The sequence below is a fragment of the Corynebacterium pilbarense genome, assembly GCF_026930265.1.
Classification (GTDB): domain Bacteria; phylum Actinomycetota; class Actinomycetes; order Mycobacteriales; family Mycobacteriaceae; genus Corynebacterium; species Corynebacterium pilbarense.
In genome coordinates this window covers 275,979-297,939 of record NZ_JANRML010000002.1, presented here as the reverse complement: position 1 = coordinate 297,939, position 21,961 = coordinate 275,979, and the positions used below count along the sequence as shown (strand labels likewise).

At 65.7% G+C, this 21,961-nt stretch carries 20 protein-coding genes; 9 read left to right on the top strand and 11 right to left on the bottom strand.

Annotated elements, in window-relative coordinates; translation table 11 throughout:
* Positions 1-14 precede the first annotated feature (14 nt).
* The 7 genes from NUW87_RS03360 to NUW87_RS03330 all read right to left on the bottom strand — a co-directional run bounded on the left by NUW87_RS03360 (position 15) and on the right by NUW87_RS03330 (position 9,608).
* On the bottom strand, positions 15-1,325 hold the full coding sequence (locus NUW87_RS03360; RefSeq protein WP_269027207.1) for a sugar nucleotide-binding protein: 1,311 nt from the start codon (positions 1,323-1,325) through the stop codon (positions 15-17).
* Position 1,326: 1 nt separating this feature from the next.
* Positions 1,327-2,310, bottom strand: coding sequence for a dTDP-glucose 4,6-dehydratase (gene rfbB, locus NUW87_RS03355; protein WP_269027206.1), 984 nt, complete (start codon positions 2,308-2,310; stop codon positions 1,327-1,329).
* Between the two features lie 6 nt (positions 2,311-2,316).
* Positions 2,317-3,495: a hypothetical protein gene (locus NUW87_RS03350; protein WP_269027205.1), complete on the bottom strand. Its 1,179-nt coding sequence runs from the start codon at positions 3,493-3,495 to the stop codon at positions 2,317-2,319.
* Positions 3,492-4,739, bottom strand: coding sequence for a M1 family metallopeptidase (locus tag NUW87_RS03345; protein WP_269027204.1), 1,248 nt, complete (start codon positions 4,737-4,739; stop codon positions 3,492-3,494). The genes NUW87_RS03350 and NUW87_RS03345 overlap by 4 nt, the downstream gene beginning before the upstream one ends.
* Positions 4,740-4,750: 11 nt before the next feature.
* Entirely contained in the window at positions 4,751-6,730 is a 1,980-nt protein-coding gene (locus tag NUW87_RS03340; protein ID WP_269027203.1) for a prolyl oligopeptidase family serine peptidase, read from the bottom strand.
* Position 6,731: 1 nt separating this feature from the next.
* Positions 6,732-7,853, bottom strand: coding sequence for an alpha/beta hydrolase (locus NUW87_RS03335; protein ID WP_269027202.1), 1,122 nt, complete (start codon positions 7,851-7,853; stop codon positions 6,732-6,734).
* Positions 7,854-8,183: 330 nt separating this feature from the next.
* The gene (locus tag NUW87_RS03330) at positions 8,184-9,608 is read right to left on the bottom strand and encodes an alpha/beta hydrolase (protein WP_239217836.1); all 1,425 of its coding nucleotides are present in this window, start codon (positions 9,606-9,608) and stop codon (positions 8,184-8,186) included.
* Positions 9,609-9,688: 80 nt separating this feature from the next.
* Between NUW87_RS03330 and lpdA the strand changes: the two genes are divergently transcribed.
* The gene (lpdA, locus tag NUW87_RS03325) at positions 9,689-11,101 is read left to right on the top strand and encodes a dihydrolipoyl dehydrogenase (protein ID WP_269027201.1); all 1,413 of its coding nucleotides are present in this window, start codon (positions 9,689-9,691) and stop codon (positions 11,099-11,101) included.
* Between the two features lie 682 nt (positions 11,102-11,783).
* Here lpdA and NUW87_RS03320 read toward each other — a convergent pair.
* Positions 11,784-12,248: an SRPBCC family protein gene (locus tag NUW87_RS03320; RefSeq protein WP_269027200.1), complete on the bottom strand. Its 465-nt coding sequence runs from the start codon at positions 12,246-12,248 to the stop codon at positions 11,784-11,786.
* Positions 12,249-12,513: 265 nt separating this feature from the next.
* On the opposite strand from NUW87_RS03320, the gene NUW87_RS03315 reads away from it, so the two are divergent.
* From NUW87_RS03315 to NUW87_RS03285, 7 genes are all read left to right on the top strand, one after another.
* A complete protein-coding gene (locus tag NUW87_RS03315; RefSeq protein WP_239217842.1) occupies positions 12,514-13,287 on the top strand; it encodes a succinate dehydrogenase cytochrome b subunit in 774 nt (257 codons plus the stop codon).
* Between the two features lie 21 nt (positions 13,288-13,308).
* Positions 13,309-15,387: a fumarate reductase/succinate dehydrogenase flavoprotein subunit gene (locus tag NUW87_RS03310; protein WP_269027199.1), complete on the top strand. Its 2,079-nt coding sequence runs from the start codon at positions 13,309-13,311 to the stop codon at positions 15,385-15,387.
* A complete protein-coding gene (locus NUW87_RS03305; RefSeq protein ID WP_181889685.1) occupies positions 15,387-16,136 on the top strand; it encodes a succinate dehydrogenase/fumarate reductase iron-sulfur subunit in 750 nt (249 codons plus the stop codon). Before NUW87_RS03310 ends, NUW87_RS03305 begins: the two co-directional genes overlap by 1 nt.
* A gap of 100 nt (positions 16,137-16,236) precedes the next feature.
* Complete coding sequence (locus NUW87_RS03300; protein WP_034997068.1) at positions 16,237-16,605, top strand: hypothetical protein; 369 nt, start codon at positions 16,237-16,239, stop codon at positions 16,603-16,605.
* A gap of 93 nt (positions 16,606-16,698) precedes the next feature.
* The gene (locus NUW87_RS03295; protein WP_269027198.1) at positions 16,699-17,982 is read left to right on the top strand and encodes a DUF445 domain-containing protein; all 1,284 of its coding nucleotides are present in this window, start codon (positions 16,699-16,701) and stop codon (positions 17,980-17,982) included.
* A 14-nt stretch (positions 17,983-17,996) separates the two neighbouring features.
* Positions 17,997-18,545 (top strand): CGLAU_01105 family protein, encoded by a 549-nt coding sequence (locus NUW87_RS03290; protein ID WP_269027197.1) that lies wholly within the window; start codon positions 17,997-17,999, stop codon positions 18,543-18,545.
* Between the two features lie 44 nt (positions 18,546-18,589).
* Positions 18,590-18,865, top strand: a complete 276-nt coding sequence (locus NUW87_RS03285; RefSeq protein WP_239217890.1) for a DUF2516 family protein — start codon at positions 18,590-18,592, stop codon at positions 18,863-18,865.
* On the opposite strand, the gene NUW87_RS03280 is transcribed toward NUW87_RS03285, so the two are convergent.
* From NUW87_RS03280 to NUW87_RS03270, 3 genes are read right to left on the bottom strand one after another with little or no spacing between them, the layout of a single operon-like run.
* Entirely contained in the window at positions 18,853-19,620 is a 768-nt protein-coding gene (locus NUW87_RS03280; protein ID WP_269027196.1) for an LmeA family phospholipid-binding protein, read from the bottom strand. The genes NUW87_RS03285 and NUW87_RS03280 overlap by 13 nt on opposite strands.
* A 9-nt stretch (positions 19,621-19,629) precedes the next feature.
* Positions 19,630-20,439 carry a class I SAM-dependent methyltransferase gene (locus tag NUW87_RS03275; RefSeq protein WP_269027235.1) on the bottom strand — a complete coding sequence of 270 codons (810 nt, stop codon included), beginning with the start codon at positions 20,437-20,439 and terminating at the stop codon, positions 19,630-19,632.
* Complete coding sequence (locus NUW87_RS03270) at positions 20,439-20,930, bottom strand: DUF2505 domain-containing protein (RefSeq protein ID WP_034997073.1); 492 nt, start codon at positions 20,928-20,930, stop codon at positions 20,439-20,441. Before NUW87_RS03270 ends, NUW87_RS03275 begins: the two co-directional genes overlap by 1 nt.
* On the opposite strand from NUW87_RS03270, the gene NUW87_RS03265 reads away from it, so the two are divergent.
* Positions 20,892-21,956, top strand: coding sequence for a UDP-N-acetylmuramate dehydrogenase (locus NUW87_RS03265; RefSeq protein ID WP_269027234.1), 1,065 nt, complete (start codon positions 20,892-20,894; stop codon positions 21,954-21,956). The genes NUW87_RS03270 and NUW87_RS03265 overlap by 39 nt on opposite strands.
* Positions 21,957-21,961 lie beyond the last annotated feature (5 nt).

Sequence of the window (21,961 nt, the reverse complement as noted above, 5' to 3'; positions counted from 1 at the left end):
GAAGCGAAGTCTAGCTACCGCAGTGCCACATACAGCGCCAGCGCGGCACGCCAGTTCGTCGGGTTGAAGCCTGCGGCTTTGATCTTGTCCAGTGCCAGGGTGGATTCGCGCGGGCGCGGCGCTTCCACACCGAATTCGGTGCCGTACTGCTCGGTGGTCACGGGGTGGACGTCTGCGGGGTCGCCGCCGACGGCGACGAACACGGCCATGGCGATCTCGTCGCGCGTGACGGCGTCGCCGTCGGAGGTGATGTTGTACACGCCGTACTCGGCGCCGGTGTCGAGCAGGTGCGCAATACCTTTGGCCAGGTCTTCGGCCCAGGTGGGGCGGCCGCGCTGGTCGCACACGACTTTCGGCGCGACGCCTTTGTTCGCCAGGTCGGCCATGACGGACATGAAGTTGCGGCCGTCGCCGAACACCCAGCTCGTGCGCACCACATAATGCTTACGCGCGACCTGCGCCGCGGTGTCGCCCGCGGCCTTCGACGCGCCGTACGCGCTCAGCGGCGACGCCACCTCCGCCTCGTCGTGCACCTCGACGCTGCCGTCGAAGATGTAGTCGGAGGAGACATGGACAAGCGTGAGGTCGTGCTCATTGCTTATCGACGCAAGCTCCGCCGGCGCCGCCGCATTCACCCTCCATGCCCCGGCCCGGTCGTCCTCCGCGCCGTTGACGTCGTTGTAGGCGGCGCAGTTCACGATGGCCCAGTAGTCCGCCCAATCCAGTTCGGGCGGGTCCGTGATGTCGAACTCGTCGTGGCCCACGAAGTGGGCCTGATCTTCCGACCAGATCTGGCGCAGCGCGCGCCCCAACTGGCCGTTGGCGCCGGTGACGAGGATGCGGCGTGGGGGCAGCGCAGTGGCGTCGATAAGCAATGGATGCTCGAGGTCTTTGGCGGACAGCTCGGTGGGCTCGAGCGGCCAGTCGATTTCCTTGTAGGAGCAGAACGCGCCGCCGGGGGAGTAGCGCTGGTTGACCAGGTAGATGTAGGTGGTGTCGTCCTCGAGCGCCTGGAAGCCGTTGGCCACGCCGCGCGGGACGAACACGGCGGTGTCCGGGCCAATCTCGCAGGTGAACTTCTCGCCGTACGTGGCGGAGCCTTCGCGCATGTCCACCCACGCGCCGAACACGCGGCCGGTGGCCACGGAGACCCACTTGTCCCACGGCTCGGCGTGCATGCCGCGGGTCGAACCGCGGCGGGCGTTGAAGCTGACGTTGTGCTGCTTCGGGGTGAGTTTTTGGCCGGACCAGTTCTCTTTGAACCAGCCGCGGTTGTCCTCGTGGACGGTGAGCCGGTGAACCTCGAGGCCGTCGATGGTGGTCATTTCACTGTCCCCTTTCCGCGTATCCGCGTTCGATGCCTGCCTTGTCGTCTTCCCACCACCAGCGGTTGTCGGTGTACCAGGCGATGGTTTGCTCCAGCCCGCTGCGCAGGTCCGTGTGCTGCGGTTGCCAGCCGAGCTCGCGGCGCAGCTTGGAGGCGTCCATGGTGTAGCGCTGGTCGTGGCCGGGGCGGTCGGCGACGTGGACGTATTCGCCGCCCATGAGCTCGCAGATGGTCTCTATGACCTGTTTATTCGTGACGTGGGCGTCGCCGGGGCTGCTCGCGCCGATGTTGTAGGTTTCGCCGATGCGCCCGCGCTCCAAGATGGCGAGCACGGCGTCGTTGTGGTCGTCCACGTGGATCCAGTCGCGCACCTGCGCGCCGGTGCCGTAGAGCTTCGCGGGCTGGCCGGTGAGGATGTTGGTGATCTGGCGCGGGATGAACTTCTCCACGTGCTGGTAGGGCCCGTAGTTGTTGGAGCAGTTCGAGATCGTCGCGCGCACCCCGAACGAGCGCACCCAGGCGCGCACGAGGTGGTCGGAGCCGGCCTTCGTCGCCGAGTAGGGCGAGGAGGGGTTGTACGGCGTGGTCTCGGTGAACGCGTCGGTGCCGCCGAGCTCTAGGTCGCCGAAGACTTCGTCGGTGGAGATGTGGTGCAGGCGTTTGCCGAACTTTCGCACCGCCTCCAGCAGCGCGAACGTGCCGTTGACGTTGCTGTGCACGAACGCGGACGGGTCCCTCAGCGAGTTGTCGTTGTGTGATTCGGCGGCGAAGTGGATGACGGCATCGGCGGCGGACACGAGCTCGCTGATAAGCGATTGCTCGCAGATGTCCCCGCGTACGAGTTCAATGTCCTCGGGCAGGTTCGCGCGGTTGCCGGCGTAGGTCAGCTTGTCCACGACCACGACGCGGTAGCGCTCGGACGCCATGCGCGCGAAATTCGACCCGATGAAACCGGCGCCGCCGGTGACCAGCAAAGACTCCATATCCGGCTACCTTACAAGGCCCACCAGGTGCACGAGTGCACCGACGATCGGCCCGGCGAACAGCGCCACCACAACTGTTGTGGCAACACCCCAGGGCGCGAGGAACAACACAGCGAACGCGGTGGCGGTGGCGGCGAGCCAGCCGGCGACATAGAACGCGTGACGCTCCAAGGCGAGCACGGCCACGCCGGTGATCATGAGCATGCCCATGAAGGCGGAGGCGAAGGTGAGCAGGCCGAGCGTGAGCCCGTCGACAAACAGCTCCGGTTTGTACGCCACCCGCAAAATCCACGGGCCGATCAGCCAGGCGGCCGCGAAGCCGATAAGGCCGACGCCCATGATCGCGCCGACCGGGGCAGCGAGTGCCTTGTAGACGCTGTCGCGGCGCTCCACGAAGCGCACCACCAGCGCCGATTGGAAACGCTGCAGCGGCACCAGCACCGGCGCGCGGGTGAGCATGACGGCGTTGTTGATCGCGGCGACGGCAGCGCCAGCAGTTGCTGCGGGGAAGGCGGCGGAGGCGGCGGTGGGAAAGCCCGTGATCAGCGCGGCCGACGCCCCGGAGGCCACCATGGCGGAGCCGACGCGGCGCACAAACGCCCCGCGGTCCACGTCCAGCTGCACGCGCACCGGCGCCAGCGCCAGGATGACCGCCCAGCTCAGCGCGCCGATGACGGTGATAGCCAGAAACTCCACCAGCCCGCCGCCGAGCGCCCACACCACCACCGCAAGCACGAGGCGCACGCCGGAGTCAAGGGCGACCAGCGCGGCGTAGCGGTTCCACAGTCCGGAGCCGCTCAAGATGCCGGAGAGCACCGCCTGGAAGGCGTAGCTGAGCAGGCCGAACGCCAACAACCCCGTGGCGGCGCCCGGGTGGGTGGGCACGATGCGGCCCATGGCGAAAAACCCCACCAGCAGCACCACTGCCGCTAGTGCCGCGCCGATCGCCGCGCCGAGCTTCCACGGGTTGGCGCTGCCACGCACCTGCGTCTCGCGCGAGGCTGCCACGGCGCGGGTGGTTTCCTGCGTGATGCCGTCGATGAGCCCGGTGCAGGCGAAAAACAGGCCCCAGTAGGCCAAGAAGGAGTTGTAGCCGTGCTCGGCGTCCAGGGCCCAGCTGGCAATCCACATGACCACAAAGCCGCTGGCCGCGGCGAAGATGGTGGCCAGGGAGAGATTTTTCACGGGCACTCCGGAAGCTCGGGGTGGTTAATCCACGCGTCCAGGATCGGGGAGATGTCTACGCCCTGGCGCTTAAACGCGTTGACCAGGTCGAAGGTCTCCACAATGCCGTGGGCGTTGGTGGCCACGTAATCGCGCACCGCGTTGAAGAACACGGCGTCGCCGAAGGCGCGGCGCAGCGCGTGGAGGGCGATCGCGCCGCGTTTGTACACGCGGTCGTCGAACATGTCGCGCGGGCCCGGGTCAGCCAGGGTAAACCGCATGGGCGTGATTTTGGCGTAATGGGTGCGCACGGAGGCGTCGATAGGCATTTGCCCCGTAAAGTCCGCCCACAGCCACTCGGCGTAGCAGGCGAAACCCTCGTTGAGCCAGATGTCCTCCCACTGCGCGATGCCCAGCGAGTTGCCGAACCACTGGTGCGCCAGCTCGTGCGCGATGAGGCGCTCGTTGCCCTGCAGGTGGTTTACGCCGAAGATGGACAGCCCCTGGGCCTCGAGCGGGATCTCCAGCTCATCTTCATGCACGACCACCTGGTAGTTCTCAAACGGGTAGTGGCCGAAGACGGTTTCGAAGTAGTCCAGCATGGCCTGCTGCTTGTCCAAGTCGCCCACCTGGGTCGCCGCCGGCAGCCACGCCACCGTGTTGCGGCCCAGCGCCACGCGGTGGAACTGGCCCACCTGCACCGTGGCCAGGTAGGTGGCCATCGGGCGGGCGGTGGTGTTGGTCACCGCCACATACCCGCGGTCCGCGCGCACGTTGAAGGTGTAGGTGGCCTTCTCGTCCGGGGTGTCGTCGCAGGGGAACCAGGACGGCGCGCCGTCGGGCTGGTTGGCGGTCAGCGCGCCGTTTTCCAGTTCCTCCCAGCCCAGCAGGCCCCACGCGGTGCGGCGGGGGCGCGGCGAGCCGGCGTAGCGGATGGTCAGCTGCATCTCCGTGTCCACCGGGATGAACTGGTCGAAGGTGATGCGCAGCTTGCCGCCGTGGTGGCGATAGCGCTTGATGCCGAAGCCGTTGGACACCTCCACGCGGCGCACCGACAGGCCCTGGGTGAGGTCGAGGGTGAGGTGGTTCAGCTCCCGCCAGGTGCTCAGCGTCAAGGTCGCAGTTGCTTCGAGACGGTTCGGGGCAACCTTGTAGTCAAAATCCAGGTCGTAGTGCGTGACGTGGAACCCCAGGTTGAACTCCACGCCGGTGTAGCGGTCGCGGGTGCCGGGGATGGGTGTGGAGCGAAGCCTCAGGTTTCTCATCGCCGGGAAGTCTACGCCAGGGGTCTGCCGATCTTGCCGTCGATCCACTGGTAGATCAACGCCTCCACCCGCGACACCTGTGCATTATCGGCGGCACCTGCGTGACCGCCTGCGGTGTTTTCGAAGTAGTCCACCGGCTGGCCAGCCCGCCACAACGCGAGCGCGAAGGTGCGGGCGTGGGCGGGGTGGACGCGGTCGTCGCGCGTGGAGGTGGTCACCAGCGCCGGCGGGTAGGCCACCTCCTCGCGCGGGCGGACGTTGTGCAGCGGCGACCAGGTTTCGATCGCGGCGCGCTCTTCGGGGTTGTCCGGGTCGCCGTACTCCGCCATCCAGGACGCGCCGGCGGACAGGGTGTGGTAGCGCAGCATGTCCGTCAGCGGCACCTGGATCACCGCCGCGCCGAAGCACTCCGGGTACTGCACCAGCGCGCCGGAGGTGAGCAGCCCGCCGTTCGAGCCGCCACGGATGGCAATCTGCGCAGCCGTGGCGTAGCCGCGGGCGACGACGTCCTCGAGCACCGCCTTGTGGTCCTCCCACACCTTGTGGCGGTTGGTCTTGACCACCTGCGAGTGCCACTCAGGGCCGAATTCGCCGCCGCCGCGCAGGTTGGGCTGGACGTAGAAGTTGCCCTGCTCCAGCCACGCGATGCCGCGCACGTTGGAAAACGCGGGTGTAAGCGAGACCTCGAAGCCGCCGTAGCCTCCCACCAGCGTGGGACGGGGACCACCGGAGAAGTTGCCGGTGATGAAGTACGGCAGGCGCGTGCCGTCGGCGGAGGTCACCCAGTGCTGGCGGGTTTCAAGACCGCTCGTGTCGAAGTGGGCAGGGGCGCGTTTGGCTTCGGTGAGTGCACCGGAGGCGTCGCCACGCAACAGCGTTGTCGGCGTGGTGAAGGAGGAGGCGGCGACCCAGAACTCGTCGCCGGCGAGCGGGCTTGCGGCCACCACGTGGGCGCTCGCGGCTGCGGGCAGCGTGAGCTCGGTGCGCTCCCAGGTGCCCAACGCGACGCGGGAGATGCTGGTGGCCACGTCCACAAGGCAGGTGATAAGCAGCGCGTTTTCGGTGAACGTGATCGCTTCGACGGTCGCGTCCTGCTCGAGGACGGTGAAATCGCGGTCGCCTTTGTGGAACGCGTCGAGGTCGATGACGCCGAGGGCACCTGCGGGCACGCCCGCGAACTCGGTGCGCGGCTGGATGAACAGCCACTTCCGGTGGGGGATGGCGTCGCAATCGTCCGGCACGTCCACAAACTCGCCGTCTACCCACGTGCGCGAGGTGTAAAAATCGAGCGCACGCGTGACGACGGTCCTCCGGTCCACCACGTCATAGCCCGCCCCGACGGCAACGTCGTCGGGCTCGCCGCTGAAGATGACGGTTGTGTCGCCGCCGCGGGTCCAGCGCGCCACCTGCATGGGGTAGCCGGAGTTGGTGACCGTGCCCGGGCCTTCGTCGGTGCCCACCAGGATGGTGTCGCGGTCCACCCAGCTGACATCCGTTTTCGCCTCGTCGATGCTGAAGCCGCCGTCGGCCGGATCCACGAAGGTGCGGGTTTCAAGGTCGAACTCGCGCACCATCACCGCGTCCGCGCCGCCTCGCGACAGGCGGATCAGCGCCCGGTCCCAGCTCAACGGCAACACGGTTGCGCCCTTGTACACCCAGTCCTCGTCCTCTTCGGCGGCCAGCGCATCGACGTCGAGGAGGACCTCCCATTCGGTTGCTCCCTCGCCGAGGGACGAGGCGAGGAACGAGGCGAGGGACGTGCGGCGCCAGATTCCGCGCTCGTGTTCGGCGTCGCGCCAGAAGTTGTACAGGTACTCGCCGCGCCGGGTGACAAACGGGATCCGGTCGTCCGAATCCAAAGCGGTGCGGATCCGCTTACGCAGCGCGGACGAATCGAGCCGCGCTTCTGTCGCGTCGGACCACTCCCGGGCCCATTTCAGGGCGGGGGCGGCCGTGAGGTCGTCGAGAAGCTTGGGCTCGATATCGCGCACGCTAAACCCCCAGACCAGGCTTGATCGTGGTGTGCCAGGCGCGGTCCATGTCCTCGGTCCAGTACGGCCAGGAGTGGGTGCCCACGTTGCGCAGCTCGAAGTGCGCCGGGATGCCCAGCCCGTCCAGCTTGGCCTTTAGGTCGTGGGTGCATTTGTTCACCGCGGCCTCGATCACGCCGCCTTCGACCTGCAGCACACCCGCGCCGAGCTGCGCCGCCGGCATCGGCGCACCCTTACCCAGCAGGTAGCTGACCTGGTCCGGGTGGCCCGCCAGGCCCGTGCCGGATGAGACGTACAGACGGGTGCCGCGCAGCTTCTCCGCGCCCAAAAGCGCGTCGTTGTAGCGGTTGTACGGCCCGTTCATCGGCCCCCACATCATCTCCGGGGTGACCGTTCGGAAATTCGGGTTGCCCGCGCGGTTGACGGTCACGCGCGCGAAATTGTAGCCGTGCGGCGAAGACGTGGACGCGCAGCCGGAAAACGCCGCCACGGCCTGGTACATCCCCGGGTTATGCTGCGCGAACAGCAGGGCGGAGGTGGCGGACATAGACACGCCGGTCACGGCGCGGCGGCCGTTGGCGCCCACCACGCGCTCGATCGGGCCGGGAAGCTCCTTGGTCAAAAACGTCTCCCACTTCTGCGGGCCGTTGATGTAGTCGGAGGCGACGTCGTTTTTCACCCAGTCCGTGTAGTAGGAAAACGCGCCGGCCTGCGGCACCACCACGTTGACGCCCTTGCCGGCGAAGTAGTCCTTCACCGGGTAGAGCTTCAGCCAGTCCTGGTTCTGCTCCGCGCCGCCGGCACCGTTGAGCAGGTACAGCGTCGGTGCGTTGCGCACGCGGTTGCCGGCGGCGTCGGTGGCCGGCACCACTGCGACCGGGATGTCGCGGCGCATGGAGGGGGAGTACACGTTGTAGGACAGCACCGTCTTGTGGTCCACCTGGTTGGCCCACTCCTGCGGCTGGCCGGTGCGGGTGATCCGCGGCGGGTTCGATCGTGCGTCCCACGCCTTCACAACGCCTTCCTGGCCGGCTGGCTGCTGGGCGGAGGTCGCCGGTGCGCTGGTGCCGGCGAGGGAGACTGCCGTGAGGGCGGCAAGCGCCGCCGCCTTGATCTTCTTCATGTGTGTATCCAGTCCTGGGGGAGGGGGTTAAACTGACAGGCAATTATTGCGCCATTCTATGGGACATTCGTTACTGTAGTGGCCAGCGTTACGCGTGTGGCGTGTTGCGCCGCCCGCCCGGAAACCCCGAAAGGACCCCCAAAAATGAACCCCATCGAAACTGTCCAGGTGCAGATCAACCAGATTCTCGGCGAGCTCGTGCACGCAGGCTCCTCCATGTCCTCCACCATCGCCTACGGCATGGGCATGTTTTAGCGCGCTGCGCAGCAAAAAGGTGCCTCCCCGGACTGTTGTCGGGGAGGCACCTTTGGTTCGTCGAAAAGCAGGTGCCTACTGCTCCAGGCCGAGCGCCTTCTTGAACACCTTGTCAAAGGAAAGCTGCACGTCTTCGCGCCAGGACGCCCAGCTGTGGGTGCCCACATTGCGCAGCTCAGCGTGGGTGACCTCCACGTCGTTGGCGCGCATCTTCACCATCAGATCGTGGGTGCAGGCGTTCATCGCAGCCTCGATCACGCCGCCTTCAACCTGCAGGGTCATCGCGTTGGACAGCGCGCGGGCCGAAGCCGAGTCCGGGTCCACGCCGTACTCATTGATCAAGCGGTCCTTCAGGTAACCCGGCGTATCGCTCGCGCCCGCCAGGCCGGTGCCGGTGGACAGGTATACCGCGGTGCCCTTCAGATCCGCAGCGTTGACCAGCGCGTCGTAGTGGCGGTTGTAGTCCGAGCCGCGCTCTCCGAAGATGTACTCCGGCGTCATCACATTCGGCGCGCCGCGGCTGACGGTCAGGTCCAGGAATGCCCACGGGATCGGCCGGGACGTCGCCGCGCAGCCGGAGAAGGAGCCGACCGCGTCGTAGAAGCCCGGGTTGTGCTCCGCCAACAGCAGCACGGAGGTCGCGGCCATGGACAGGCCAGCCGCCGCGCGGTGCTCCTCGTCGGCGTTCATGTACGGCTCAACCGCCTGCGGCAGCTCGTCAGCCAGGAAGGTCGACCACATCTGCTTGCCGTGGAAGAACGGGTTCGTGTCCGTGTCCACCGGCGGCTCGGCGGCCCAGTCCACGTAGTAGGAGAACGCGCCTTCCATCGGGATGACAACGTTCGCGCCGGAATCCTTATAGGTCTTTTCCAGCTCGTCGTAGGCCTGCGCGACCCAGTCGGTGTCCTGCTCGGATCCGCCGGCGCCGTTGAGCAGGTAGACCGTCGGGGCGTTCTCCTTGCGGTCGCCGTTTTCGTCGGTGGCGTAGAAGATCGCCACCGGGATGTCGCGCTCCATGGACTCGGACTTCACGGAGATTGCCTCGTTGTCCCAGGTGTCGCGGTGGCGATCGAGGATGCGCACCCACGCCTGGTCCTTGCCCTGGTACGTCTTCGGCGCCTCGTCGAGCGGGCGGACGTTCGGGTGCTCGTCCGTCGGCTCCGGGTCCTCGGTGGTCTCCACGACCGTTACGGTCGGGCTCGTGCTTGTCGGCGTCGCATCTGTCGCCGCCGTCGTCGGCGCTGTTGTGGCCGTCGTGGAAGGTGTCGCCGTCGTGGATTTCGGCACAACCTTCGGCTTCTCCGACGTGGTGGTGGTCGAGCTCGCGGTGGTGCTTGTTGTTGGGGTGGGAAGCGAGGTCTGCACCGTCGTCGCCGCCGGGGATAGGGTGGTGACCGGCTTGTCGGCGCCGCCCTCCGCGAAGTGCTGGACGGCGGGCGCGGAGCCTGCGGCGATAAGGGCGGCGGCGCCCAGGGCTACCGCCGTGCGAGTGAACTTCACAGTGAACCGCTCACTTTCATTCAAGGAAGAAACAAGATGCTCCGCAACATTTTGCCAGACGGACACGTACGATATGCAGCGTGAGTAAAGAACATTTTGACGTTGTTGTCCTCGGCGCTGGCCCCGGTGGCTACGTCGCCGCCATCCGCGCAGCTCAGCTGGGTAAAAAAGTAGCTGTTATTGAGAAGCAGTACTGGGGCGGTGTCTGCCTCAACGTGGGCTGCATCCCCTCCAAGGCCCTGATTAAGAACGCTGAAGTGGCTGAGATCTTCAACCACGAAGCAAAGACGTTCGGCATCAAGGGCGACGTGGAGTTCGACTACACGGATGCCCACAAGCGCTCCCGCAAGGTCTCCCAGAAGATCGTCGGCGGCGTGCACTACCTGATGAAGAAGAACAAGATCCAGGAGATCAATGGTCTGGGCACCTTCAAGGACGCCAAGACCATCGAGATCACCGACGGCGACGACAAGGGTATGACCGTCACCTTCGACGACTGCATCATCGCCACCGGCGCTGTGGTGCGCACCCTGCCGGGCATCGAGCTGTCCGACAACGTGGTCTCCTACGAGGAGCAGATCCTCAACCCGGAGGCCCCGGAGAAGATGGTCATCGTCGGCGCTGGCGCGATCGGCATGGAGTTCGCCTACGTGCTGTCCAACTACGGCGTGGACGTCACGGTCATCGAGTACCAGGACCGTGTCCTGCCCAACGAGGACAAGGACGTGTCCAAGGAGATCGCCAAGGCCTACAAGAAGCTCGGCGTGAAGCTGCTCACCGGCCACGCCACCACCGAGGTGCGCGACAACGGCGATTCCGTCGAGGTGGACGTGAAGAAGAACGGCTCCGACAAGGTGGAGACGCTCACCGCGGACCGTGTGATGATCTCCGTCGGCTTCGCCCCGCGCACCGAGGGCTACGGCCTGGAGAACACGGGCGTCGAGCTCACGGACCGCGGCGCCATCGCTATCGACGAGCGCATGCGCACCAACGTCGATGGCATCTACGCCATCGGCGACGTGACCGCGAAGCTGCAGCTCGCCCACGTGGCTGAGGCTCAGGGCATCATCGCCGCCGAGACCATCGCGGACGCGGAGACCCTCGAGATCGAGGATTACATGATGACCCCGCGCGCCACCTTCTGTAACCCGCAGGTCGCTTCCATGGGTTACACCGAGGAGCAGGCGAAGGAGAAGTGGCCGGACCGCGACATCAAGGTCGCCACCTTCCCGTTCTCCGCAAACGGCAAGGCAGTCGGCCTGAACGAGACCGCCGGCTTTGGCAAGCTCGTCGCGGACGCCGAGTTCGGCGAGATCCTCGGTGCGCACCTGGTTGGCGCCAACGTTTCCGAGCTCCTGCCGGAGGTCGTGCTGGCGCAGCGCTTCGACCTCACCGCTGGCGAGATCGCGCGCTCCATCCACATCCACCCGACTCTGTCTGAGGTGCTCAAGGAGATCGCGCACGGCGTCGAAGGCCACATGATCAACCTCTAAAAGCACTCCGCTTTACGACGCACCAAAGGCGGGCCCCGCTTTCCGGCAGGGCCCGCCTTTTTGCGTGCCGATGGTGGAAGCAGCGGTCATAGGTGCTGCGGTACCTGCGGGGCGGGGGCAGGGGCGAATGTAAAGGACGATATCGGCATTTAGGTCTGACGCGGTGGCAAAAGCCCTGGTCGCGGTCGGACCGGGACGGCAAATGCCGATATCGCCTTTTGCACAGAGAGGTTTCAAAAGACCTGAGCTGTGGACAACGATGGCGGCGAGCTATCCACAGATGAGCGAGAGCTCTTCGATTTTGCGTGAACCTCTGTCAGGATCGCGGCATGGGATCGTCTGGCAGTGTTCCGACACTGCTAGACGATCAGTTCCGGGCCGGAGTGGGACCCGCCCGGACGGTGAAAATGGGGTGGCTGGGCTGTTTCAGCGGCAGATCTGCTAGTTCTCTGCCCCGCCTTCCTCCGGGCAACTAGCAGATCAGGCTCGTAGCGAAAGTCGTTGCCGATATCAACTGCGAAAACGAAAAATTGGACAGTTGATCTGCTAGTTCGCGATTTTGGAGAACTAGCAGATCGGGAGAGCGGGCGAGGCTGGTGTGGGGGCAGGCGGGCATGGGAAAGGCGGCCGGCCGGGCGCTGGGTCCGGCGGGCCGCCTTTGGTGACGTCGAAAAGCTAGGGCTTATGCGCCTGCGGCTGCTTCTGCGAGGGAGTCGAGGGACTTGGCCAGGAAGTCGTCGTCGAACTTCTCGGTCATGGCGAGGAGGTTCTCCTCCAGCTCATCGCGCTGGTAGGTGAGGGTGACGTTGGTGTTGTCCGCGTCGATCGGCTCGAGCTCGTAGAGCCACTTCGCGCCGACCTTCACCTCGGCGGTGGTGTTTTCCACGTTCTTCCAGCCGATGATGCGGTCGTCCTGGATGGCGAAGACCTCGTTGACGGTCTGGTAGTCGCCGTCCTCCTTGGTCATATTCATGGTGAAAGTGTCGCCGACGTTCTTCAGGCGCTCGCCCTGGTCCGCGGAGACGACCATGCCGGAGTTGTCGGTCTCGGCGTGGCGCTCGGGGTTGGAAAGGATGTCGAAGATCTCGGCTGCGGGAGCGTCGATCTGGCGGGTTGCTTTGTTTTCAGTGTTCTTGTCGATAGCCATGGCAGCCAGGGTACCGATTTTCGGCGAACGGAGTTGGCGCCGAAGTAAGGTCCAGCTAACCAACCAAAGATTGACACTGAACGGGGTGAAGAATGTGGGATTCGAGGCGGATCACTTCGGCGGTGGCGAAGGTCACAATCGGTGTGGCGTGCTGGATGAATGGCTCAAGTGGGGGTTGAGGTTAGGGGGATGTGGGGTGAACCTGGCAATCCAGTGTGTGTGAGCGGGGGCTATCTCCTAGAGTATTAGCGACACTGGAGGTGCCATGACTGTACAAAACGCAGACCGTGAAGCCATTCGTCACGGAAAAATTACTGAGAAGCCGCTGCGCGAGCGGCCGTCCTACCCCACGTGGGCCATCAAGCTGACCATGGCCATCACCGGCCTTATCTTCGGCCTGTTCGTCCTTGGCCACATGGTGGGCAACCTGAAGATCTTTATGCCGCTGAACGCCGACGGCTCCGCGCCGATCGACGACTACGGCGAGTTCCTGCGCACGATCGGCGAGCCGCTGTTCCCGCGCGAGGGCTTCCTGTGGATTCTCCGCATCGCCCTGCTGGCCTGCCTGGTGCTGCACGTGTGGGGCGCATTCGCCCTGCGCGCCCGCTCCAGCGCATCCCGCGGCCGCTTCAAGCGCACGAACCTGATGGGTGGATGGCAGTCCACCGCCACCAAGTCGATGATCTGGACCGGCATTATCTTGCTGCTGTTCATCATCTTCCACCTGCTGGACCTGACTCTCGGCCAGGCTGTCGCCTCCGACGAGTTCGTCCACGGTGCGGTGCGCAACAACCTGCTCGCCACCTTTGCCCCGGGTCGCTGGTGGGTCACGCTGGTGTACGTGGTTGCCAACCTGGCGCTGCTGCTGCACCTGACGCACGGTATCTACCTTGCGGTGTCCGACCTCGGTTGGCTGGGTAAGCGCGGCGAAGGCCTGATGGTCATCCTCGCGTACATCCTCCCGTTCATCGTTGTCGCTGGCAACGTTGTCATGCCGCTCGCTATCGCGTTCGGCTGGGTCCCGGATTTTTCCAGGTAACGGCTTTTTAGGAGAACAACTATGACTACCTCTATTTCCGGTCTTTCCGGGGCCCAGGGTTCCAACGGCGGGGAGCAGACCTCCGCTCAGTCCAAGGGCCAGCAGAGCACCGGCGGCTTCCGCCAGCCCGAGTCCGCCGCTGCAGGCGTAACCCCGGGTAACGTCCTCGAGTCCAACGAGCCGAACCGCGACGAGGTTCGGATGAAGGACATGTGGCAGTACCAGAAGGACCACATGAACCTGGTCTCGCCGCTGAACCGCCGCAAGTTCACCGTGCTGGTGGTCGGCACCGGCCTGTCCGGCGGCGCTGCGGCTGCCGCACTCGGCGAGCTGGGCTACAACGTCAAGGCCTTCACCTACCACGACGCTCCGCGCCGTGCGCACTCCATTGCGGCCCAGGGCGGCGTGAACTCCGCCCGCGGCAAGAAGGTGGACAACGACGGCGCCTACCGCCACACCAAGGACACCGTCAAGGGCGGCGACTACCGCTGCCGCGAGTCCGACTGCTGGCGCCTGGCCGTTGAGTCTGTCCGCGTGATCGACCACATGAACGCCATCGGTGCTCCCTTCGCCCGCGAGTACGGCGGCACCCTGGCCACCCGCTCCTTCGGCGGTGTGCAGGTCTCGCGCACCTACTACACCCGCGGCCAAACAGGCCAGCAGCTGCAGCTGTCCACCGCGTCGTCGCTGCAGCGTCAGATCCACCTGGGCAACGTGGAGATCTTCACTCACCACGACCTGATGGATCTGATCATCACCGAGAAGGACGGCAAGAAGCACTGCGAGGGCATTGTCACCCGCAACCTGATCAACGGTGAGATCGCGCCGTTTACGGGACACGCTGTCATCCTCGCTACCGGCGGTTACGGCAACGTGTACCACAAGACCACGCTGGCCAAGAACTCCAACTCTTCCGCCATGATGCGCGCTTACGAGCGTGGCGCGTACCTCGCGTCCCCGTGCTTCGTGCAGTTCCACCCGACCGGCCTGCCGGTCAACGCGAAGTGGCAGGCGAAGACGACGCTGATGTCCGAGTCGCTGCGTAACGACGGCCGCATCTGGACCCCGAAGGAAAAGGGCGACGACCGCGACCCGAACACCATCCCGGAGGAGGAGCGCGACTACTTCCTGGAGCGCCGCTACCCGGCCTTCGGCAACCTCGTGCCCCGCGACGTGGCTTCGCGCGCCATCTCCCAGCAGCTCAACGCCGGCTACGGCGTGGGCCCGCTGCACAACTCCGCGTACCTGGACTTCAAGGATGCGATTGAGCGCCTCGGTGAGGACACCATCCGCGAGCGCTACTCCAACCTGTTCGAGATGTACGAGGACTCCACCGGCGAGGACCCGTACAAGGCTCCGATGCGTATCGCCCCGACCGTCCACTTCACCATGGGCGGCCTGTGGACGGACTTCAACGAGATGACCTCCATCGACGGCCTGTTCGCCGCCGGTGAGTGCTCCTGGACCTACCACGGCGCGAACCGCCTGGGCGCAAACTCGCTGCTGTCCGCTTCTGTGGACGGCTGGTTCACCCTGCCGTTCACGGTGCCGAACTACCTGGCCGACCACCTCGGCGAGGAGAAGCTTCCGGAGGATTCCCGCGAGGCCCAGGACGTGGTGGCTGACGTCACCGAGCGCATCGAGCGCATCATGTCCATCCGCGGTCCGGAGCCGCACGGCCCGGAGCACTTCCACGAGCAGCTCGGCGACATCCTCTACGAGCACTGCGGCGTGTCCCGCACCGTGGAGGGCCTGGAGGAGGGCATCAAGAAGATCCGCGCCCTGCGCGAGGACTTCTGGACCAACATCTCCATCCCGGGCTCCCCGAACGACATGAACCAGACGCTGGAAGCTGCGCTGCGCCTCGTCGACTACATCAACCTCGGCGAGCTCATGTGCATCGACGCTCTGGACCGCGACGAGTCCTGCGGTGCGCACTACCGTATGGACCACCTCACCGATGACGGCGAGGCAGAGCGTGACGACGACAACTGGTGCTTCGTGTCGGCCTGGGAGCCGGCCGGTGAAGGCCAGTTCATCCGCCACGCAGAACCCCTGCACTTTGATTCGATCCCGCTGATGGCAAGGAACTACAAGTAATGAAACTGACACTTGAAATCTGGCGCCAGGCTGGTCCTGACACCGAGGGCAGCTTCGAGACCGTACAGGTCGATGACGCTGTGGAGCAGATGTCCATCCTGGAGCTGCTCGACCACGTGAACGAGACCTACGTCGAGCAGGGCAAGGAGCCGTTCGTCTTCGCCTCCGACTGCCGCGAGGGCATTTGCGGCACCTGTGGCCTGCTGGTCAACGGCCGCCCGCACGGCGCAGGCCAGAACACCACTGCGTGCCTGCAGCGTCTGTTCAACTACAAGGATGGCGACACCCTGAAGATCGAGCCGTTCCGCTCCGGCGCGTTCCCGGTGATCAAGGACCTCGCTGTGGACCGCTCCGCGCTGGACCGCGTGATGGAGCAGGGTGGCTACGTCTCCGTCAACGCCGGCACCGCACCGGACGCTGACACGCTGCTGGTTAACCACCACGACGCTGAAACCGCGCTCGACTACGCTGCTTGCATCGGCTGTGGTGCATGCGTGGCTGCGTGCCCGAACGGTGCCGCGCACCTGTTCACCGGCGCGAAGCTGAAGCACCTGAAGCTTTTGCCACTGGGTAAGCAGGAGCGTTCCCGCCGCGCCCGCAAGATGGTTGACGAGCTGGAGACCAACTTCGGCCACTGCTCGCTGTACGGCGAGTGCGCTGATGTGTGCCCGGCTGGCATCCCGCTGGATGCAGTTGGCGCGATCAACGCCGAACGCGCCCGCGCTGCCTTCAAGGGCGGCGACGACTAGAGGCGACAACTAGGGCCAACAACGAAGCCTGTCGTATACTCGTACTATCGCAGCAGCTCACGCTGAAGCCACACCGAAGCTGAAGAAGGAAGCAAGAACAATGGGTTCCACCGCAGTTGCAGATATCCGCAACGAGTCCTACCCGGAGTACGCTGGCCGCATCGATGACACGTACATCGAGGGCTACGATCCGGTGTCCCTGGGTGCTCCGCACTCCTCCCTGTCCCGGATCCCGACCTGGGTTGCAATGGGCCTGATCCTGTCCACCCTCTTCGGCATCGGTCTGGCCGTGTGGGGCGCCGGCGCGATGGTGTACGGCTTCGGCTCCCAGACGCACGGTCTGGCGGAGCGCCTGCTCATCCTCGGCGTTATTGAGGCAGTGGTCACCGCTGTCCTCGGCGCCATCCTGATTGTCGTGGGCCGAAAGGACTACAAGGCCTACCGCAAGCGCACCGGCCGCGTGAACTAACCGCGCAGCGCCGCGCGCACCGAAAATGCCCTCTCCACCTGCGGAGGGGGCATTTTTCGTGCCCGTGTCGGCACGCCTGCTTTAATCATGGGCATGAGCGAGCAGCTTTCCATGATGCCCACCCCCACGAATGAGGAGGAGCGCCGCCGCGTGCTGCGCAAGCACAAGATCGCGGTGACCAGTCTTCTGGGCCTGATGGCGGTGGTGTTTTTGTTCTGCTCGTGGGCGCAGTCCCAGGGCAATGACGCCGCCTGGATCGGCTACGTCCGCGCCGCCGCGGAGGCGGGCATGGTCGGCGGTCTGGCGGACTGGTTCGCCGTCACCGCGCTGTTTAAGTACCCGATGGGCATTCCCATCCCGCACACCGCAATCATCCCTAACAAAAAGGACCAGGTTGCCGGTGTGCTCAGTGATTTCGTGTCCGAGAACTTCCTCAACGCCCGCACCATCACGGACAAAGTGATGGGCGCCGGCATCCCGGAGCGTGTCGGGCGCTGGCTTGCCAAGCCGGAGAACGCGGAGCGGGTCAGCGCGGAGGCCGGCAAGTTCACCGTCCGCATGATGGAGGGCATTGACCCGGCTGAGGCGGAGGCGTTCATTAACGCTCAGCTCATTGACCGCCTGGCCGAGCCGATCTGGGGCCCGCCGCTGGGCCGCACCCTGGAGGGGCTGATCGCGGACGGCAAGGTGGATCCGGTGGTCGACGACATTGTCGCCTGGGGGCGCCGCAAGGTCGACACCATGGAGGCCGCCGTGGTCACCATGATCGACGAGCGGATGCCGCGCTGGGCTCCGCGATTTGCAAAGGAGCTGGTGGGCCAGCGCGTCTACGACGAGATGGTCGCGTTCATGGAGGACGTGGACACCAACCCGCACCACGAGGCGCGCCGTGCGATCCGCCGCCAGATCAACCAGTTCGCCCAGGGCCTCCAGTTCGACGGGGAGATGATTTCGCGGGTGGAGGCGCTCAAGGCCGACATCATGGGCTCCGGCGCGGTCACGTCCGCCGCGGGCAGCATCTGGGAGCAGGTCTCGGCGTCGATTGTTGCGCAGGCGTCGGATGGGGGAAGCGGGCTGCGTCGAAAAGCAGCTGCCGCGGCGCGCGAGTGGGGGCAGAAGCTTGTCGACGACCCTGCGGTCCGCGCCGACGCCGAACGAGCCCTGGAAAAGGCCACCCACTTCGCTGCGGACAACGGCGCCGACCAGATTGTGGGCATCATCGCGGAGACCATCGAACGGTGGGACGGCGAGGAAGCGGCGGAGAAAATCGAGCTCATGGTGGGCAAAGACCTGCAGTTCATCCGCCTCAATGGCACGATCGTCGGTGCACTGGCCGGGTTAGCTATTTACACTGGTTCGCAACTGATCTTCTACTAGCGAAGGAGCGAATGATGACCGAGAACAACAACCTCAACGACAACCTCAACAACGACACCGGCGAGGAGGTGCGCAACAACCTGCGCGAGGCTGGTGACGCGCTGCTGTCCGCCGGCTCCGCTATCGGTGCGGCGCTGAGCAAGGCCACCGGCGAGCTGTCGGACCGTTTCAAGTCCGCCACCGAGGACGCGCGCCAGAACCTGAGCAACGCGAACACCGAGCGCGAGGTGCGCGGCGCCGCTACCAACTTCACGGATGAGGCCGAAAAGCTCTTCAACAGCCTGCGCGAGCGGGACCTGCAGTTCACCGACGATGTGAAGGCGAAGCTGCGCAGCACTATCGACGAAGCACGCGCCGCGTTCAACGAGCGCCTCGACGGCACCCAGACCGAGGGCATTGAGGGCACCGTGGACGACCTGCGCGCCCGCTTCGAGGGCCTGGTGCAGCGCATCCAGGACCAGTTCGCCGGCGAGAAAACCGACGGCGATATCATCGACGGCGAAGTTGTGGACAACACCAAGACCGACACCACCACCGTCAACGTCGAGGACCTGAAGAAGTAAACGCCATGGAAACCGCCGCAGTCAGTCAAATTCACCAGATTATGATGCTGCCGTCCCGCGTGGGGATGGTGCTGATGCTGGTGGTGGGCGTAGCCGGCATCGTCGGCGCTGTCATGGCGGCCACCACCCGCGCAGACGCCTTCGAGGCGGCGAACCGCCAGTCCAAGGGTGCCTGGGTGGGCATCCTGGCGCTGGCGGCGCTGGCGTGCCTGCTGCGCTTCCCCTTCATCGCGTGGTTCGGCGCGGTGGCAATTGGCATTTACTTTTTCGACGTGCGTCCGCAGATCCAGCGCATCCTCAACGGCGACTACGGCTGGTAGGCGGGCTCCGCCGGCTGCAGCTCAGGCTGCTGGGACTGCTGCAGCTCCTGCAGCTCCTTGAAGTTCACATCGTTGCCGGAAACCGTCACCCGGAGGCCACCGGGGATGACCGTGAAGTCTTCCACGCTCATCCCGCCGGTGGCCTCTTGCGCGACACCCTGGGACATGGCGGAGCTGATCGCGTCGGCGACGTCGTCCGGCAGGGCGAAGCCGAACAGTTCGGTGCTGCGCGCCTGGAACGTCAGCTGGCCGTCCTGCATCACCGGCTGCAGCTCAATCCCGGCGGCGCCCGAGGTAAACACGATGGAAAACGTGCCGGCCTCCTCGTTGGATACCACGTCGGACACGGTGATCACGTTGGCGAGGAAGTTGTCGCCGATCTGATCCTGGATCTGCTGGTTCAGCATGGCGCGCACGAAGTCGTTGGGCAGCTCCGTGGTCAGGCGCACGGACTCGGCCACCGGCTCGCCGTTGTTTAGACGGACGTTGTCCATGTCCACCACAGACGCCGGGTTGCCGGTGATCTGGTCGCCGTTGACCTTAAGGTCGGACTGCTGGTCCACCGTCATGTGCGGGAATTTCCCGCCGAGCAGCCCGATGGTCACGGGGCTGGCGCCGAAGGACACTGAGGTGCCTTCGGGGGACTGGGAGGTGACCTGGTGAGCAACGAACGCCCGGATGCCTGCCTCCGCCACGATGAACAGCAGCAGCACCGCCACGATGATCGACAGGGCAACTTTCCACGCAGTTTTCATGCGGCCAGTTTACGAAGCAGGAGCGACTGCCTGCCAATCCACAGTGACAAAGTTGTCCGCCAGGCGGCGTCGCTGCGGGTGCACCGGCCAGTCCCGAGCGAGGTCTTCGAGGGCGTGGCGCCACCGCACCCGGGGGCCGTGCGGGTCCCAGCCGCTGGAGCGTTCCCAGGCGGCGTCGGCGTCGGCAAGAAACTGGTGGATCGGCTCGCCCGGCACGTTGCGGTGGATCAGCGCCTTGGGCAGCCGCTCCGCCACCTCCGAGGGCTTCGAGGTGTGGAAGGGGCTCCAGGACAGGGTGAGGGTGCGGGGACCGGAGGCGTCGAGAAGCAGCCATGCGCAACGCCTCCCCAGCTCGTCGCAGGTGCCCTCGACGAAGAGGCCGCCGGGGGCAAGCCCCGCGCACACCGTGCGCCACACGTCAGGGACCTGGTCCACGTCGTATTGCCGCAGCACGTTGAAGGCGCGTACGAGGTGGGGGCGGTAGCCGGCGAGCTCGAAGCCGCCGAGTTCGAAGCGCACGCCGTCGCGCGGCGGCAGGACGCGCTCGGGGTTGATCTCTAGGCCCACGACCTCGATGTCGGGGCGGATCTGGCGCAGCCACCCGGCCCACTCCACGGTGGTGGTGTGGGATGCGCCATAGCCCACGTCCACCGCCAGCGGCTCGGCGGCGGAGCGCAATAGGGACTGGACCCGCGGGTTATAGCGGGTCCAGCGGTCTGACCTGCGTAAACGATTTACTCCGGTGGTGCCGCGGGTGATTACCCCGTAGGGCTTGCCGGCGGCACCCGGAGTGGCGCGCAGGTTGTGGTAGTGGGGAATTAGAGGTTCTCGCTAATCCACTGCTCGGTCAGCTTCGCCTCGTTTTCCACGATCTCCTCCAGCGCATCGGCCACCTTCGGCTCCAGCGCGGCGCCCATGAACGGGATGTTCACCTTCGCCTCGAGCTCGTAGTCCAGCTTGGTGTTATCGCCGTCGCGGGTCGCGGTGTACTCGGCGCCCAGGTCCACCGGGGTGCCCTTCACGTCGCCGGTCATGGTGTGCTTGGCGGTGTCGCCGTCCAGCTCGCCGACGGTAACCACGCGCTTGAGCTTCAGATCCTGGGAAACCATGGCCTGGGCCGCTTCCGGGAGGATGGACTTGGGCAGGATCTCAAAAAGGGTAGCGGTGTTGTCCGCGAACTCGTTGAGCTCGCCCGGCTCCGGGGAGAGCTTCTCGGCGATGAACTCCCAGTATTCGCGGGTGCTGTAGGCCTGCGCGACCTTCTCGATCGGCTGGTTGATGGTCACAGTGATCTCACTACGTGCAGTCATGGGTCACAGACTACCGTTGTCATCGTGACTGCCCCATCATTCGCCTCCCTGACCACGCTGCGCGTCGGCGGTACCCCGGCCGCGGCCCACGAGTGCACGACCGCCGAGGAGCTCGCCGAAACCGTGGCTAAGCTCGACCGCGACCAGTCCCCGCTGCTGGTTGTCGGCGGCGGCTCCAACCTGGTCGTCGCGGATGGTGATCTCGATCTCGCGGCGGTTCTCGTGCGCAACGAGGGCATCTCGCTTATCGACGACCACCGGTTGCGCATCCAAGCCGGCACGGAATGGGACGCAGTAGTCGCCTACGCGGTGGAGCATGGGCTGGGCGGTATTGAGGCCCTGTCCGGCATCCCCGGCTCCGCCGGCGCGACCCCGGTGCAAAACGTCGGGGCCTACGGCGCGGAGATCGCCGACGTGCTCACCCGCGTGCGCCTGTACAACCGCGAGACCGGCGCGGACGAGTGGGTGCCGGCGTCCTCGTTGGGCCTGGCGTACCGGTACTCCAACCTGAAGTTCACCTCGCGCGCGGTGGTGCTGGAAATTGAGTTGCAGTTGGAAAAGACCGACGAGTCCATTCCACTGCGCCACCTGGGCGGGGCGCGCGTGCCGCTGGCGCAGGCCCGCGAGTCCGTCCTGGAGACGCGCCGGGCGAAGGGCATGGTGCTGGACGCGGACGACCACGACACTTGGTCCGCCGGCTCGTTTTTCACCAACCCCGTGGTGCCGTCGGCGCTTGCGGACGAGATCGCCGCGCATGTGGGCGAGGACACCATGCCGCGGTTTGCCGCCGGCGACGGCAAGGAGAAGCTGTCGGCGGCCTGGCTCATCGAGCGCGCCGGCTGCCACCGCGGCTTCCCCGGCGATGACGCCCCGGCGCGGCTTTCCACCAAGCACACCCTCGCGCTGACGAACCGCGGCAACGCCCGCGCGGCCGATATTGTCGACCTCGCCCGCCGCGTGCAGGCCCAGGTGCGCGACGCGTTCGGGGTGGAGCTGCACCCCGAGCCCGTCTGGGTCGGGCTCTAGGCGCT